The sequence below is a fragment of the Aeromonas sp. EERV15 genome, assembly GCF_900079845.1.
In the GTDB taxonomy this organism is placed as follows: Bacteria; Pseudomonadota; Gammaproteobacteria; order Enterobacterales; family Aeromonadaceae; genus Aeromonas; species Aeromonas sobria.
In genome coordinates this window covers 69,077-84,620 of record NZ_FKKY02000017.1, presented here as the reverse complement: position 1 = coordinate 84,620, position 15,544 = coordinate 69,077, and the positions used below count along the sequence as shown (strand labels likewise).

At 58.9% G+C, this 15,544-nt stretch carries 17 protein-coding genes and 5 tRNA genes; 16 read left to right on the top strand and 6 right to left on the bottom strand.

Annotated elements, in window-relative coordinates:
* The first annotated feature begins 41 nt into the window (after positions 1-41).
* Positions 42-365, top strand: a complete 324-nt coding sequence (locus BN4575_RS15310) for an HI1450 family dsDNA-mimic protein (protein WP_042023751.1) — start codon at positions 42-44, stop codon at positions 363-365.
* 47 nt (positions 366-412) lie between these two features.
* Here BN4575_RS15310 and BN4575_RS15305 read toward each other — a convergent pair whose 3' ends face one another.
* Both BN4575_RS15305 and BN4575_RS15300 read right to left on the bottom strand, forming a co-directional pair.
* Positions 413-724 (bottom strand): DUF1289 domain-containing protein, encoded by a 312-nt coding sequence (locus tag BN4575_RS15305; RefSeq protein ID WP_068978833.1) that lies wholly within the window; start codon positions 722-724, stop codon positions 413-415.
* Position 725: 1 nt separating this feature from the next.
* Entirely contained in the window at positions 726-1,616 is an 891-nt protein-coding gene (locus BN4575_RS15300) for a CvfB family protein (RefSeq protein WP_068978832.1), read from the bottom strand.
* A gap of 214 nt (positions 1,617-1,830) precedes the next feature.
* Here BN4575_RS15300 and BN4575_RS15295 point away from each other — a divergent pair, with 214 nt between their 5' ends.
* The 4 genes from BN4575_RS15295 (at position 1,831) to BN4575_RS15280 (ending at position 4,217) form a co-directional block, all read left to right on the top strand.
* A complete protein-coding gene (locus tag BN4575_RS15295) occupies positions 1,831-3,045 on the top strand; it encodes a UPF0149 family protein (RefSeq protein ID WP_068978831.1) in 1,215 nt (404 codons plus the stop codon).
* Positions 3,046-3,215: 170 nt separating this feature from the next.
* The gene (locus BN4575_RS15290; RefSeq protein ID WP_042023762.1) at positions 3,216-3,680 is read left to right on the top strand and encodes a MarR family winged helix-turn-helix transcriptional regulator; all 465 of its coding nucleotides are present in this window, start codon (positions 3,216-3,218) and stop codon (positions 3,678-3,680) included.
* Between the two features lie 2 nt (positions 3,681-3,682).
* The gene (locus BN4575_RS15285) at positions 3,683-3,871 is read left to right on the top strand and encodes a DUF4250 domain-containing protein (protein WP_068978830.1); all 189 of its coding nucleotides are present in this window, start codon (positions 3,683-3,685) and stop codon (positions 3,869-3,871) included.
* 166 nt (positions 3,872-4,037) lie between these two features.
* Positions 4,038-4,217 (top strand): hypothetical protein, encoded by a 180-nt coding sequence (locus tag BN4575_RS15280; RefSeq protein ID WP_042023767.1) that lies wholly within the window; start codon positions 4,038-4,040, stop codon positions 4,215-4,217.
* A 182-nt stretch (positions 4,218-4,399) separates the two neighbouring features.
* Here BN4575_RS15280 and BN4575_RS15275 read toward each other — a convergent pair whose 3' ends face one another.
* Complete coding sequence (locus BN4575_RS15275; protein ID WP_068978829.1) at positions 4,400-4,987, bottom strand: FMN-dependent NADH-azoreductase; 588 nt, start codon at positions 4,985-4,987, stop codon at positions 4,400-4,402.
* Positions 4,988-5,213: 226 nt separating this feature from the next.
* Between BN4575_RS15275 and BN4575_RS15270 the strand changes: the two genes are divergently transcribed.
* From BN4575_RS15270 to BN4575_RS15255, 4 genes are all read left to right on the top strand, one after another.
* A complete protein-coding gene (locus BN4575_RS15270; protein WP_042037346.1) occupies positions 5,214-6,104 on the top strand; it encodes a DMT family transporter in 891 nt (296 codons plus the stop codon).
* Between the two features lie 97 nt (positions 6,105-6,201).
* Positions 6,202-7,380, top strand: a complete 1,179-nt coding sequence (gene purT / locus BN4575_RS15265) for a formate-dependent phosphoribosylglycinamide formyltransferase (RefSeq protein WP_068978828.1) — start codon at positions 6,202-6,204, stop codon at positions 7,378-7,380.
* Between the two features lie 126 nt (positions 7,381-7,506).
* On the top strand, positions 7,507-8,166 hold the full coding sequence (hxpB, locus tag BN4575_RS15260; protein ID WP_068978827.1) for a hexitol phosphatase HxpB: 660 nt from the start codon (positions 7,507-7,509) through the stop codon (positions 8,164-8,166).
* A 272-nt stretch (positions 8,167-8,438) separates the two neighbouring features.
* Positions 8,439-8,642, top strand: coding sequence for a CPXCG motif-containing cysteine-rich protein (locus BN4575_RS15255; RefSeq protein WP_042023780.1), 204 nt, complete (start codon positions 8,439-8,441; stop codon positions 8,640-8,642).
* Positions 8,643-8,795: 153 nt separating this feature from the next.
* Here BN4575_RS15255 and BN4575_RS15250 read toward each other — a convergent pair whose 3' ends face one another.
* Positions 8,796-9,413: a riboflavin synthase gene (locus BN4575_RS15250; RefSeq protein WP_068978826.1), complete on the bottom strand. Its 618-nt coding sequence runs from the start codon at positions 9,411-9,413 to the stop codon at positions 8,796-8,798.
* Between the two features lie 132 nt (positions 9,414-9,545).
* On the opposite strand from BN4575_RS15250, the gene BN4575_RS15245 reads away from it, so the two are divergent.
* The 7 genes from BN4575_RS15245 (at position 9,546) to BN4575_RS15215 (ending at position 11,956) form a co-directional block, all read left to right on the top strand.
* Entirely contained in the window at positions 9,546-9,752 is a 207-nt protein-coding gene (locus BN4575_RS15245) for a YaeP family protein (protein WP_068978825.1), read from the top strand.
* A 148-nt stretch (positions 9,753-9,900) separates the two neighbouring features.
* Positions 9,901-11,280 carry an MATE family efflux transporter gene (locus tag BN4575_RS15240; RefSeq protein WP_068978824.1) on the top strand — a complete coding sequence of 460 codons (1,380 nt, stop codon included), beginning with the start codon at positions 9,901-9,903 and terminating at the stop codon, positions 11,278-11,280.
* A gap of 173 nt (positions 11,281-11,453) precedes the next feature.
* A tRNA-Val gene (locus tag BN4575_RS15235) sits at positions 11,454-11,530 on the top strand.
* A gap of 13 nt (positions 11,531-11,543) precedes the next feature.
* A tRNA-Val gene (locus tag BN4575_RS15230) sits at positions 11,544-11,620 on the top strand.
* Between the two features lie 18 nt (positions 11,621-11,638).
* Positions 11,639-11,715, top strand: a tRNA-Val gene (locus BN4575_RS15225).
* Between the two features lie 34 nt (positions 11,716-11,749).
* Positions 11,750-11,826 (top strand) — tRNA-Val (locus BN4575_RS15220).
* A gap of 53 nt (positions 11,827-11,879) precedes the next feature.
* A tRNA-Val gene (locus tag BN4575_RS15215) sits at positions 11,880-11,956 on the top strand.
* Positions 11,957-12,104: 148 nt separating this feature from the next.
* Here the strand turns inward: BN4575_RS15215 and fdhD are convergent.
* Together fdhD and BN4575_RS15205 are read right to left on the bottom strand one after the other, a co-directional pair.
* Positions 12,105-12,956, bottom strand: a complete 852-nt coding sequence (fdhD, locus tag BN4575_RS15210) for a formate dehydrogenase accessory sulfurtransferase FdhD (protein ID WP_068978823.1) — start codon at positions 12,954-12,956, stop codon at positions 12,105-12,107.
* A complete protein-coding gene (locus BN4575_RS15205; protein ID WP_068978822.1) occupies positions 12,953-15,085 on the bottom strand; it encodes a sigma 54-interacting transcriptional regulator in 2,133 nt (710 codons plus the stop codon). Before BN4575_RS15205 ends, fdhD begins: the two co-directional genes overlap by 4 nt.
* Positions 15,086-15,544: the final 459 nt, after the last annotated feature.

Below are 15,544 nucleotides of genomic sequence, written 5' to 3'. Positions count from 1 at the left end.
ATTGCTACAGTAGCGCACCCCGATGTATCTGGAGTGATTTCATGGAACAACGTACCCCGGATCAGCTGGTCGAATGGGCCTATGATCTGTTTCTGGAGCAGGCCGCCGATATGCTGGCCCCTGAGCAAATAGTCGATATCACCCTGGAGTTTGAGCAGCGTGGCGCCGTGGAAGCGACCCTGCCCAATGCCGACTGGTCAGCAGATCTCGGTGAGCCGGTCGATATGGAGCGCTGGGTCGAAGTGTGGGTTGGTTTGCTGGATCATCAGGATGAGTTTGAGGTGATCTTCGCCACCTTCCTGCTGCCCCGGCTGCAAACCGAAGATGAGGTGCATGTGCGCTGGCATCGCCAGCAGCAACCATAAGAAAGGCGCCCCGGGCGCCTTTCTCGTTTCAGATTGCCCTCTCCCGCTCAGGTCTGAGAGGCAATAGCCTTGGCCAGACAGTGGCGGCACCAGCAGGTGCTGGCATCGTTGATCGGCAGGGCTGACAAATGACTGCACCAGCACTGTTCGATACTCTGACCGGCAGAGACGGCGCAAAACGCCGGTTCGCCACAGCCAGGGCACACATGGGTGCTTTTTGACCCATCCAGCTCTGCCATCACTGCCAACTGGGCCTTGCTATCCATTGCCGACCAGTGGCCGATCTCGGTCAGGGTGCGGCCACAACCAAGGCAAAGCCCATCCTTCGCCTTGCAGAGGCCAACACAGGGGCTTGGCATCTTATTCGCTGTCCTGAGCCTGTTCGCCTGCTTGCGCTGCACCTGCGTCGGTGAGGGTAATGGCGTTATCTTCGATGACAATCTTGCCCTGCTTGTAGAGGCCGCCGATCGCCTTCTTGAAGGTGCCCTTGCTGATGCCAAGCAGCTTGTAGATGAGTTCTGGCTCGCTCTTGTCACCCACCGCCAGACTGCCGCCCTGCTTTTTCATCCGGATCAGAATACGCTCGCCAGCATCATCCAACCGCGCCAGACCCGGCTTTTGCAGTGTCAGATCCAGCTTGCCATCTTCGCGCACCTGCTTGACCCAAGCGGTTTGCGGCCGACCTGTCATCACCCGGCCAAACACTTCATTCTTGAACAGCATGCCGGGATATTGACCGTTGACGATCACCTTGATGCCCAGAGGCGAATGCTCGCCCGGCAGCGCGCTCACTTCGTCACCGACCTTGAACGAGTGATCCGCAGGGGTCAAAAAGCGCTCGATACGGCTGGTGCCCACCATGCGCCCTTCGTTATCAAGCTGCAGACGCACCAGATAGACATGCCCCACCTGCATCGGTTTGTTCTGCTCGCGGCTTGGCACGAACAGATCCTTTTTCATGCCCCAGTCGAGGAAAGCGCCGATCTTGTTGGCATTGACCACCTTCAGGCCAGCAAATTCGTCCACCATGGCAAACGGCTTGTCAGTGGTGATCACAGGTTCACAATCGGCATCCAGATAGAGAAATACCTGTACGGTATCCTCTGCTTTGATCCCTTCTGGCAATTGGCGTTTAGGCAGCAGCAGTTCACCGTACTCACCGGCTGCCAGCCAGGCACCACGGTCTTCAAGTTCAACGACGGTGAGGGTGTTCATCTTGCCAATCTGCATCATGGAGCTCTCTTTTTTCATTACCCGGATGGACCAATTGAACATGGCCCCTATGGGCGCGCATGTTACCTCAAGAGCGGTGATCTGGCCTAGTCCCCCAGCCACTGCATCCACTCCTTTTCGTCGCGACGCCAGCCATTTGTGGTGACTAAATCGCCAACCAGGTGCCCATTTACTGTAAATAACCCCATTTTTAGGTAGACTTCGCGGCTGTTCAAATTCAGAGGAACTGTCGATGACCCCATCCACTCGCACCCGCCAGCTTAATCAATGGATCCAGAGCCATAGCGATCAGGACATGACCTACCCGGCCCTGCACGGTTTTCTTTGTGCCCGTCTGGTGGGGCCACATAGCCCTGACTGGCAACATCCGCTGATGGGCCTGCTGGAACAGGATGCCGAGCTGGATGAAAAAAGTGCCGAGGCGCTGCGCCACCTGATTGCCGAACTGGAAGCTCAGGCTGATGACGCCCAGCTGGCCCTGCCGAGCCAATGCCGCCTGCCCAGCGACAACCCGGAGCAGGTGTTTGAGCAAAGCCATCCCCTCGGTCAGTGGTGCTACGGTTTCAGCCAGGGGTTTGCCACCTGGCCCAAGCCGAAGGATTTGAACGACCTGACTACCCAATACCGATTCAGCCTGGCCGCCGAGCTCTGTCTGTTTCGTGATAAACCCATGGCCCAGATGCTCTATAGCGCTGCCGCCAGCGAGCTCCCCTTTGTCGAGTTTTGCAAACGCCAGCGTCAAAATATGAAAACCACGCTTAATCAGTTACTTAATATCGACCAATATCAGCCAGCCCCCAGCACCAGTGTGGCGATGAGCAGCGAGCAGGCCCAGCAGTGGCAGCAATGGTTCGAACTGGCCGACCGTTGCCGCGATCATCAGGCCCGCCTTGGCTGGTTCGAGAAGATCATCGCCGATGCCACCCCGCTGTTTGACCAGGCCTTCTGGCAGCAGAATGCTGGCCACGGCTGGAGTGCCCCCGAGCTGCGCCCTCTGTTGGCCGCCCGCGCCGGACGCGCCGACTGCCTGCTGCGCCTTGGCAAGCTGGGTGAAGCCAAAGCGGAGTATCTGGATCTGCTGGCCCTTTGTGTGGCCGATGAGCTGGGCTGTCGCTACAACCTATCCTCCCTTTACGCATTACAAGGGGATTGGCTGGCACTGGCCGCCCTGCTGGTACGCTTCGATGAAGCCTCCAGCTGGCTGCTCTACAACAAGGCGCTGATGGTCTTTGCCACCGAAGGAGCCGAGGCCGCCAAGCCCCATCTGCTGGCAGCCATCGAGGCTAATCCACACATTCCAGCCTGCCTGCTGGGCCAACGCAAGCTACCCAAACAGGATCCCGAAAGCTGGCAAGCGGGCAGCCGCGACGAGGCCGCGCTTTATGCCTTGCACACCCGCGAGGCCTGGCTCACCCAGAGTGCCCTGATTTGGTTGCGCAAAGGCTGAACAGTGATGGCTTAAAAACCCGCCGGTCAGACCCGGTTTTTCCTTGAGGGCGTGCGCCACCGCACATTTCATCGCAACCGGGTCAGACAAATCAGCTTGAGTTTCGTATCATCAATGTCAAAGTATCAAAAGAAACTGCATCTGATGCAGCCGTCACAGCAGGGTGTAATATGTCAAAAATCATAGCGTTACTCGCTCACTACCCGCCCTATCAGTTGGTTCATGCCGCCGAGATGCTACGGGATACCTTCGAACAGTTTTATGAACAGCGTTACCAGCTGACCGTACCGCAGTGGCGCCTGATGATGGTGCTTGGCCCCAACTACCCCATCAGCCAGAAAGAGCTGGTCGAGGCGAGCGGCATGGACAAGGTGCGGATCTCCCGCGAGATCCGCCGGCTGGTCGAAAAAGGGATCATCTTCACCGAGAGCAGCGCGCAGGACAAACGCATCAGTCTGGTCTCCCTCACCAACGCCGGCCTCGCCCTCTTCCTGCAGCTCAAAAGCGAAGCCGGTAGCTGGCAACATACCCTGACCGACTATCTGCCAAGCGAATCCCGCGAGGCGATCCGCCAGCATCTGCACAGCGTCAGCGCTGCCATCGAGCAGCTTCAATCGCTGGATCGGGAGAAGTAATCATGGATTTGAAAAAATTCGCCACCATGGACGTCAACATGCTGCTGAGCCTGGTCAATATGCAGCTGCGTGATCGCTATGACGATCTGGATGATCTCTGCAAGGCGCAGGAGATCGATCAGGCTGCGCTGGAAGCACGGCTCGCCAGTGGCGATTTTCACTACCAACCAGCGCAGAAACAGTTCAGATAAGGGCAGGTTGCGGGATCGGGATCACAGCGCCAACCATGGCGCTGGCTCTGCGGTAAAAAACTGATATGGTCTGACAAGCCCCGAACAAGAGGTGATGTACGGATACATCACTCTGTCACAAGAGGGCGCTAGATTGATTTCAGGTGAACAACGCAAGGATGACCCCATGATATTGATGACCCGCCAGAGCCTGTTGATCACGCTCTGCGCCCTGTTGATGATCAGTCTCTTCACCCCCCAGTTGCCGCAAAGTACCGAACAGTGGCTGACCACCCTCTTGCTTGGCCTGCTGGTCGCGGTGGCGCTGTTGCTGGTGCGCGGTTGTCGGCGCTTTATGATGGAGTAGTGACTCGCCAACGCTGCTGTATGGCCCGCTTACCGCGATACTCTCTATAGCGGTAACGTCTATAGCAGTAACGTCTGCCGCAATAACGTCGAGCCAAAAAACAAACGCAGCCTGAAGGCTGCGTTGTGGTATCTGGCGGGGCAACCCCTTGAAGAGAAAGCCCTTGGCTCGATAGAGAACCCTTAGATAGCCAGGGTTTCCAGCTGCGCCTTGGCCGCTTCCATCCCCTTGCTCTGGGCATCCGGACCCATCCCCATCCCCTCGGCGTAGATGAAATCCACCTCTTTGATGCCGATGAAACCGAGCACGGTACGCATGTAAGGTGTCACCAGATCGGTGGCGCTGCCGACGTGCATGCCGCCGCGGGGGCTTATCACCAGGGCGCGGGTGTTCTCTACCAGACCGACCGGACCGGTTTCGGTATAGCGAAAAGTAACGCCAGCGCGAGCCACCAGATCGATCCAGTTTTTCAGCTGGGTCGGGATATTGAAGTTGTACATGGGGGCCGCAATCACCACCAGGTCGCTCGCTTTGAGTTCGGCGATCAGCTCGTCGGACTGGGCGATCACCGCCAGCTGGCGCGCATTGAGGTTGTCACCACCGCGCAGACCGGAGGCCAGCTCGCCATCCAGCACCGGCAGGTTGAGGGCGGCCAGATCCCGCACGGTCACGGTATCGCTCTGATGCTGGGCAAGGAAGCCGTCGATCAGGACGTTGGATTGGGAATATTGACCCAGGATGCTGGATTTGAGTACGAGGATATTGGCCATGGTGAAACTCCATTTGATTGTCGGTTGAACAGCTTGGCTGTCGATGGAGGTCACTCTAAACATTGTGCTTATTTGCTGATAGCGAAAATAGATGCTCAACTTATTCAAAATTTTTGATGTAAGGCCACTTCCTCGCCAGCCAGCCCCGCGACCGCGCTTCAACCCTTGGCAGAACAAACGATTGCCGTTATGATCCGCCGCACTTTTTTCCAGCGACCCGGATCCCATGATACCCTCACGCAGGCACTCTCCTCTGGCCGGTGCAGTCTGGATGATGGTGGCAGGACTCTGCTTCGCCGCCGTCAACAGCCTGAGCCAGTATGTCAGCTTCACACTCGGCCTTGCCTCTACTCAGGTCGCCTTCCATCAATACCTGATCGCCCTGATCTGCCTGTTGCCTTGGCTGGTTCGTCATGGCCTGCGCCAATCCCTGATGACCAATCAGTTCCGGTTGCACCTGCTGCGGGTGTTGCTGGCGGTGATCGGCATCCAGCTCTGGCTGTGGGCACTGGCGGTGCCCGTTCCCATCTGGCAGGGGATCGCCCTGCTGATGACCTCGCCGCTGTTTGCCACCCTGGGCTCCGCCCTGCTGCTCAAGGAGCAGGTGAGCCGGGCCCGTATTCTGGCCACTCTGGCGGGCTTTGCCGGCGCCATGCTGATCCTCGCCCCCTGGGCTGACGATTTCAGCTGGGCCTCCCTGCTGCCGGTGGCGGCGGCGCTGTTCTGGGCGGGCTACTCCCTGCTGGTACGCTATCAGGCGGCCAACGAATCATCCCACACTATCGTGGTCTACCTGCTTATCTTCAGTACCCCGTTCAACGCCATGCTGGCGCTGCCAGAGTGGCAGTGGCCCACCGAGCCACAATGGCTGCTGCTGGCGGCAGCGGGCATTCTGTCGGCACTCGCGCACATGTCCATCGCTCGCGCCTACAGCGTGGCGGAGGCCTCCTTCGTGCAGCCTTTCGATTTTGCCAAGCTGCCAATGAACGTGCTAGCGGGCTGGCTGGTATTTGGCTGGGCGCCCCCTGGCCGTCTGTGGCTGGGCGCCGCCATCATCATCGGCGCCATTACCTTGCTGACCCATCTGGAGCAGCGCGCTCACAAACCCGTTTCCTGAGGTACGCCATGCGTGCCTCTTTTTTTGCCCGCTATTCCCGCAATCACCTGTGCAATAGCGGCCATCAACAGTGACCATCGACATCAGGAGAGATCGTATGTTTGGAACCGCAACCCGCCCCGGCGCCACCCGTGCCCTGCTGCTGGGCTCCGGCGAACTTGGCAAGGAGGTCGCCATCGAGTTGCAACGGTTCGGCATCGAAGTGATCGCCGCCGACCGCTACCCCAATGCCCCCGCCATGCAGGTGGCCCATGCCGCCCACGTGCTGGACATGCTCGATGGCAACGCCCTGCGTGCCCTGGTTGCCGAGGTTAAACCCGACCTCATCATCCCCGAGATTGAAGCGATTGCCACCGATACCCTGGCTGCCCTTGAGCAAGAAGGGGTCAAGGTAGTGCCTAACGCCCGCGCTACCCAGCTCACCATGAACCGGGAAGGGATCCGCCGCCTCGCCGCCGAGACCCTGGGTCTGCCCACCTCACCCTACCGCTTTGCCCAAAGCAAGGAGGAGTTTGTCGCCGCCGTCGAGGCTATCGGCCTGCCCTGCGTGGTGAAACCGGTGATGAGTTCGTCCGGCAAGGGACAGAGCGTACTGCGCGATCTCGTCAAGCTGGATGAGAGCTGGACCTACGCCCAGGAGGGTGGCCGCGCCGGCCGTGGCAAGGTGATCGTCGAGGGCTTCGTTCCCTTCGAGTACGAAATCACCCTGCTCACGGTACGCGCCGTCGATGGCATTCACTTCTGCGAGCCGATCGGCCACCGTCAGGAAGATGGCGACTACCGCGAATCCTGGCAGCCACAGGTGATGAGCGAGCTGGCGCTGGCCCGCTCCAAAGAGGTAGCGGCCAAGGTGGTCGAGGCCCTCGGTGGTTACGGCCTGTTCGGAGTCGAGCTCTTTATAAAAGGCGATGAAGTGTGGTTCAGCGAAGTCTCGCCGCGTCCCCACGATACCGGCATGGTGACCCTGATCTCCCAGGATCTCTCCGAGTTCGCCCTGCACGTGCGCGCCATTCTGGGGCTGCCGGTCGGCACCATCACCCAGTATGGGCCGAGCGCCTCCGCCGTGGTACTGCGCGAAGGGCACAGCCAGAATATCCGCTATCAGGGGATTGGCGAGGCATTGGCGCTGGTACCGGGTGCCCAGCTGCGGCTGTTTGGCAAACCGGAGATCGCCGGTCGCCGTCGTCTCGGCGTGGCGCTGGCTCGCGCACAGGATTGTCCGGATGCGGTGGCACACGCCAAAACGGTGGCCGCCAAGGTAGAGGTTGTTTTCTAAGGGCTTTTTTGCCACAGCAAAACAAACGTTTGCCGATGTGATCGGGCGCAAGGGGCATGGCAATGCCCCTTTTGCATTTGCCCGTCAGGCTTATAATCCCCTCTTCAAATTTGTCAGGAGTACAAGATGTTAGCTGCCGTGATCTTCGATATGGATGGTGTTCTGATCGACTCGGAACCCTGTTGGCAACAGGCCCAGATCGCCGTCTTCTCAGAGCTGGGTCACCCCCACACGGTCGAGGACTGTGAATCGACCATAGGCGTGCGCATCGATCAGCTGGTCGCCCACTGGTATCGGCAGCGCCCGTGGAGCGGCCCGACTCAGGAAGAGGTGGTGCAGCGCATTCTGGATCGAGTCAATGCCCTCATTCTGAGTGAAGGTCAAGCCAAGGCTGGCGTGCTGGAGGCACTCGATCTTATCGAGGCGCGCGGGCTGAAAGTGGGTCTGGCGACCTCTTCCCCGTTTGCCATGGTAGAAGCGGTGCTCGGCAAACTCGGCATCCGCGATCGCTTTATGGCGGTTCACTCCGCGGAAATCGAGCGTTTCGGCAAGCCGCATCCGGATGTCTATATCCATGCGGCCGAGAAACTGGGGGTAGAACCAGTGCAATGTCTGGCCATTGAAGACAGCTTTACCGGTCTGCTGGCGGCCAAGGCGGCCTCCATGACAGCACTGATCGTGCCGGATCCTGCTTTAGTCGGCGACCCACGCCTTGCCATCGCCAACTACCAGCTCAGCTCGCTAGCCGAGCTCAATGCTGAAATACTGGCCAGCTGGGTCAAGTAACGCCTCCCGACGCCCCGTTGCGTACGCTTTCTCCTACTCGCAGGGGGCATCCAGCCCCCTGTTATTGCCAAACAACCGCTGGCAATCCCCCTCTTGTCACCCGAGTTCCGCAACCAGATGGCCCCTATCGCGAACGACCCGCCCAACCGGTTGGGCCTTGCCATCGCTCTGGTTTGATCTCTGTCATAAACGTGCGTTTGCTCTCGGTTAACTCTCTTCAGCCCGACTAGAATCAGGGTAGATAAGCGGCCCCAGGGCCCGAGGAGGTTATCATGATCGAGTACACCAGTAAGCGCATCGTCTGCCCCCACTGCGGCCACCATACCCGTGTCGAGCTGGATGCCAGCCAGGGTGATCAAGAGTTCTATGAGGATTGCATGGCCTGTTGTAATCCGATCCACCTGCGGCTTCACCGCGACGAAGTCCGCGACTGCCTGCAACTGTTTGTGGATGCCGACGACGAGCAACTGTTTTAGTTGCGAGTCATAACCAGCCGAGCAACTGTTTTAGTTGTGAGTCATAACCCGCCGAGCGGCTGTTAGGGGCAATGGAACAAGCCTAAAAATCAACAAGGGCCTGCATGGTGCAGGTCCTTGTTGTTTGCGTGATAACCGCAATCGCAGTGAGCGTTATGCGTCTGCACGGGCCGCCAACACCCGTTCTACCGTATCGACAATGGCCTGGGTCCGGGGATCGATCTCGATATTGGTCTGCCAGCCAGCCTTGACCAAACCGAGGTTGGTGCGGGCCAGGGTCTCGGGGATCAGGTGAACGCAAAACTCCCCCTCGCGCACCTCGCCGATAGTCAGACTAATACCATCAATACCGATGTATCCCTTGGTCAGCACATATTTCATCAGCGCGGGGGCAAGGCGATACCACACCTGACGGTTGTTGGGGGTGTCGATCACACAAGTGACCTCTGCCATGCCGATGATATGGCCGGACATGGCGTGCCCGCCGATCTCGTCGCCAAAGCGGGCAGCCCGCTCCACATTGACCTTGTCCCACACCTGCAACAAGCCAAGGTTGGTGAGGCGCAGGGTCTCCTGCATCAGATCGAAGCTGACCAGATCCCCCTCGACCCGGGTGACGGTCAAGCAGCAGCCGTTGTGGGCAACCGAGGCACCCAGGGCCAACCCTTCCCCCCACGCCGGGTTAGGCATGCGGATCACATGGGTACGGAAGTTGGATTGCTCCTCGATGGCCACCAGTTCGGCGGTCCCCTGCACTATGCCAGTGAACATCTCTCGTCTCCTGCTACAGCAAAAAGGGCAGGTTAACCTCGGGCAGAGGGTGAGACAAGGGTACAGGCTGACAAGCTTGCGCCCGATCGCTATAGTGACGCCGTTCAAATCAGGGTTAACAAGGAAAAAGAAATGCAGGTATATCAATGTTGCGAAGCGATCCGCATCGCCTATAACCAGATTGGTTCCGGTGAGCAGGGCTATGTTCCTAATGCCATTGCCGCCACCATCCGCGCCCTCAATGCGGTTGCCACCGACGAGCGGGTGCCCGCAGATCTGCGTGAACAAGCCGCCTATGCCGCCGCCAACCTGCTGATCAGCGATCACGAAGACGCCTGATCCTGCCCTCGGGGGCGGCAACTATTTCGTCCTGGATGAATTTCAGGCTAGAATGCCTCCCCCCCTTTGCACCTTCGTCCGAACGTGCAAAGGATCTTCCCGATTTCCGCTCTTTTTTTACTCTAATCTGATCCACTCGGAGGTGTCAGTGCAACGTTATTGGTCCGAGGCGAAGCAGCTCGTTCGTTTAGCCAGCCCCATTCTGGTCGCTCAAGTGGCTCAGGTCGCCATGAACTTCGTCGACACCGTGATGGCAGGTCAGGTCAGCGCAGTGGATCTGGCAGCGGTCTCCGTGGCGTCCAGCTTCTGGTTACCGATCATTTTGCTGGTGCAGGGGATCATCATGGCGCTGACGCCTATCGTCTCCCAGCTCAATGGCGCCCGTAAGCGAGACGAGATCCGCCCGGCGGTGCATCAGGGCTTCTGGCTCGCCTTGATGGTGACGCCGCTGGCGATGATCGCCCTCTACTACAGCCCGCTGGCGTTGGCACATATGAATGTGGACCCAGTGATGGCGGCCAAAACGACGGGTTATCTGCACGCTATCCTGTGGGGCCTGCCCGCCTTTGCGATGTTCCAGGTGCTGCGCAACTTTAGCGAGGGGCTCTCCCACACCATGCCCACCATGGTGATCGGCTTTGTCGGGTTGGCGGTCAATATTCCTGCCAACTACATCTTCATTCACGGCCACTTCGGCATGCCGAAACTGGGCGGGGTGGGTTGTGGTGTGGCGACGGCCCTCGTGCTGTGGGCCATGCTGCTGGCGATGATCCTCTATGTGAAACTCTCCCCTCACTTCAGCAAGATCCGTCTCTTCTCCCAGCTGGTTCGCCCCAATGGCAGCCGGATCTGGCGGCTGTTTCGCTTGGGGTTCCCCATCGCCATGGCGATCTTCTGCGAGGTGACCCTGTTTGCCGTGGTGGCGCTGATGCTGGCACCGTTCGGCGCTGAAATCGTGGCCAGCCACCAGATTGCCCTGAACTTTTCCAGTCTGGTGTTTATGCTGCCGCTCTCTATCGGGGTGGGGGTCACCATCCGGGTCGGCCACAGCATAGGTGAAGGTCAACCCCATCACGCCCGGGTGGCGGCCCGCACCGGTCTGCTGCTGGGGGTGAGTGTCGCGGCACTCACCGCGGCGGTGACCGTGCTGCTACGGGAGCAGATCGCCAGCATCTATACCGATGACCAACAAGTGATCACCCTGGCGGCCACCTTGCTGTTCTTCGCAGCCATCTACCAGCTCTCCGACTCGGTGCAGGTGGTTGCGGCTGCCGCACTGCGCGGTTACAAGGATACCCAGGCGGTCTTCTACGTCACCATCGTCGCCTACTGGGGTCTGGGGCTGCCCACCGGCATGATCCTGGGACTGACCGACTGGCTGGTACCACGAATGGGACCACAAGGTTTCTGGATCGGCTTTATCGTCGGCCTCACCAGTGCCGCCCTGATGCTGGGGGCGAGATTGCGCCATATCTATGGCCGCTTCGCCACTCCGGAGGCCTGCACAACCCTGTCACGGGCCCAGTAACAGGGCTTGGCAAGCGACAACACGCCTGCAAAATCAACAGGCTGCGCAAGAACTGGGCAAACAGTCTCCTTTGTGCATATGGCCTGTTGACAGCCTTGGGGGGCATGGGTAGTATGCCGACCACACCAGCAATGCTGGTGATATGAAACGGGCATTTGCTCGGTTCATCGAGTGGGTTTATAGCTCAGTTGGTTAGAGCACTACCTTGACATGGTAGGGGTCGTTGGTTCGAATCCAATTAAACCCACCACTTTATCTGTGATGCGTCCTTAGCTCAGTTGGTTAGAGCACCACCTTGACATGGTGGGGGTCGGTGGTTCGAATCCACTAGGACGCACCATCACAGAACACTGTTTATGCGTCCTTAGCTCAGTTGGTTAGAGCATCACCTTGACATGGTGGGGGTCGGTGGTTCGAATCCACTAGGACGCACCATTCAGTTTGAACGTTTTGCAGATATTCCAGATGTGGGTTTATAGCTCAGTTGGTTAGAGCACTACCTTGACATGGTAGGGGTCGTTGGTTCGAATCCAATTAAACCCACCACTCCCCTGCAAAGCGGTAAAAGGCAAAGCAGTAAAAGTCGCATTGCGCACCCTGCGTCCTTAGCTCAGTTGGTTAGAGCATCACCTTGACATGGTGGGGGTCGGTGGTTCGAATCCACTAGGACGCACCAAATTCTAAAAAGCCCGCTCAATTGAGCGGGCTTTTTGCATTCTCTTTTCCTGACTCGCACCGGGTGGTCATGACCGGATGGCCAACTGACGCACACTGCGCGGCGGGCATATCGGGCCCGCTGCGCCCTTACCATGCGCCCCCGACAGTCACGCCAGCACAATACGCTGGCAGCCGCTGTAGATCTCGGCCCGCCCGGGGCGGCAAAAGCCCACCAGCGTCAGCCCGGTCTGCTCGGCCCGCTCGACCGCCAGTTCAGTGGCCGCCGAGATAGCGAGCAAGATCTCTACCCCGGCGCTGGCGCACTTTTGCACCATCTCGAAGCTGGCGCGGCTGGTCACCAGAATGGCGCCATCCCGCCGACCGCTGCGCTGCAGATGGCCCACCAGCTTGTCCAACGCAATATGGCGCCCTACATCCTCACGGATGGCGAGAATATTGCCCTCTCCATCAAGATGCACCGCCGCATGGGTGGCGCCGGTGCGCTGGCCCAGCAGCTGGAGTGGGCGCAGCGCGGTCAGCACCTTGTCGATATGGCCCACCGCCAGACGCTGGCTGTCGGGTAGCCTTGGCTGGCTGCGGATCACCTGCTCCAGACTCTCGCTGCCGCAGATGCCGCAGCCGGTGCGGCCCGCCATGGTGCGCCGCTTCTCTTTGAGGCGGTGGACGCAGCGGTTGGCCAAAGTGATATGCAGCTCAATCCCCTGACAGCCGTCGATCTGCTCGATGTCGTGGATATCGAGCAGGCTGTCGATGATCCCCTCGGATAAGGAAAACCCGATGGCGAAATCCTCCAGATCGGAGGCTGAACACATCATCACGCTGTGGACGATGCCGTTGTAGACCAGCGCCACCGGCGTCTCGGAGGGCAGCTCCATCTCGCTGTCGCTGGTTACCATATCGGCGCGGTAGTGCACCACCTCACGATGGATGGCGCAGCGGGCCAGCTCGCTCTGCTCAGGTTTCAACTCCGGCAGGGCGGCATCTGATCCGCTACTCATGGTGTGACCCCATCGATGATCTCGGGATCCCGGGCCGAGATGCCGAGCCGCTTCATCTTGGAGAGCAATGTGGTGCGCTTCATGCCAAGGCGAGTGGCAGCCCCCCGCTCACCGGCCACGATGCCGTTGCTGTCGCGCAGGGCGGCGATGATCGCCTCGCGCTCATCATGGGGGGCCTCGTTGGCAAACAGCGACGAGGTGGGCTCGTCATAGACCAGGGTCTCAATCTTGTGGTAGCCCTTGAGGGGCATCAGCTCGTCCGGCGAGAGGTTGAGCACATGGCCACGGGTCATCACCACGGCGCGTTCGATGACGTTCTCCAGCTCGCGGATATTGCCGTACCAGGGCAGCGACACCAGCATCTTCATGGCATCGGCGGGGATCGAGGTGATGGTGCGGCGCATCCGCTTGGCGATCTTCTTGATAAAGAAATTGACCAGTAACGGAATGTCTTCGCGCCGCTCGCGCAGGGGCGGCAGCTCGATGGGAAAGACGTTGAGCCGGTAGTAAAGGTCGCTTCGAAAGCGCTTGTTCTTGACCATGGAGAGCAGATCGCAATTGGTAGCGGCTACCAGCCGCACATCCACCGCGATGGGGTTGCTGTTACCCACCCGCTCCAGCTCGTGCTCCTGCAATACCCGCAGCAGTTTGGGCTGCAGATCCAGCGGCATATCCCCCACTTCGTCGAGGAACAGGGTGCCCTTGTGGGCCCGCTCGAAGCGACCGATGCGCTGGGTCAGGGCGCCGGTAAAGGCCCCCTTCTCGTGGCCAAACAGATCGCTCTCGATAAGACCGGTGGGAATGGCGGCGCAGTTAACCTTCACCATCTCGTGGTCGCGGCGGTCGCTCAGTTGATGAATGGCCTGAGCGATCAGCTCCTTGCCAGTGCCGGTCTCGCCAAGGATCAACACGGTACTGTCGCTCTCGGCCACCAGCCGCAGCTTCTCCAGCACACTCTCCATCACCGCGCTCTGGTAGATGATGTGGGGGAACTCTCCCTGCATCTGCGGCTCGTTGATGCGAATGGTCTTCTCTTTGGCACCGTTGGTGTTGGAGATCTCCTGCTGCGCCTGCACGTTGTTCATGGCAATCGCCGTGCGCGCCGCCACCTGCTCCAGCAGAGAGATATCGATATCGGCAAAAAAATCGGCGTTCGGGTGGGAGAGGATCAACACCCCCAGCAGGTTGCCCCGATAGCGCAGCGGCAAGATGCAGGAGCTCTCAGCTTCCGGCGGCAGGATCTGGGAGGTAAAGCGGCAGCGATTGCTGCAGCCGTGACCGTGATCGCGATAGACGAAAAACGGCTCGCTGTGGCCGAGCGCCCCTTGCAGGCACTTCTGCTCGAAACAGGAGTGATCGATGATACCCGGCTGCTCACTGTGCTCGCTGTTAGCCAGATAGCTTTTGAAACTGTCGGAAGTAGCGTTGTACTCGGCCAGACATAAGCTGCTGATGGCGAAGTGGTGCTGCAGGATGGTAAAGAGACTCTTGGGCAGCTCGGCGATGCGCACCAGTTTGATCACCGCATTGGTGACATCCACCAGAATTTTGCAGCTGTCCCGTTCAAGGCGCAGGGAGTTGGCCTGCTCCAGGGTGCGCTCCTTGTCGAGCACGTTTTCCAGCGCAATGGCCACGATGGCCGCCAGCTGGGTCAGTTTTGCCAGCGTCTCCATGGTGAAGTTGTCGAGCCGGGTGTTGATAAACTCGACCCCACCAAGATGGCTGCGGGCAGTGGTAATGGGGAGCTGGCAGTAGGAGCGCAGCCCGGCATAAATCCCTTCTGCATCGAGGGCGGGGCAGCGGTTCTCAAAACGGGCGGCAGCAAGCACGATGGCTTGCTCCTGGGTTTCCCGGGTAGGACGAGGGAAAACATGGAGCTCTGCTTTGGGGAAGACCAGGTGCTTTGGGCCGATCGCCCCCATAAAACAGAAAGTGGCCTCCTCGCTCGTGCCCATATTGAGGATCAGATTGACCCGGGTCACACCGCCGAAGCTGGCATCTATCTTATTGAGTTTGTTGATAAAATCATCGAGCGTCACGGCCGACAAGAGAGATTTGGAGAGCAGGAGGAAACCGTCGTCCCAGATGGGAGAGATGTCGTCCAGAGGAATGGCACTCACATTTAGCATTCTGGTCTCACGTTACAGCTAGGCAGGAAAAACATCAGCAAGGACGGGGCGCTCCGTCAGATGTCGCAATAAAACACGTAGTCCATTAACGTTTAATCATAAAAATCAATACTCATTGGAATAGCATTGTATTGAGCGTTGAATCATAAGGTAGCCCTATTTTCAATACAACCATGGGGGCAAATAAGTGGGCTTATGGCTGCGGGTCGATGCCTTCCACACGTTTATTCGCCGATCCACTCAGCGCGGATCCGTTATCGCCAGTGGGCTGTCATTTTCAGCCACCTTTTGTCACGGGTTGTCGCGAGCCCGCACCAAGCCAACCATCTGATATTCCGCCATGAATACGCCATCCTTCGTCCGAATGCGGGTCTTGAGTCTCCCGAACCCGATGACAGTTCCTCTGACTAACGAGATCCCGTGTCATCCCTGCAACAAGGTGCATATCGGCATCATCGA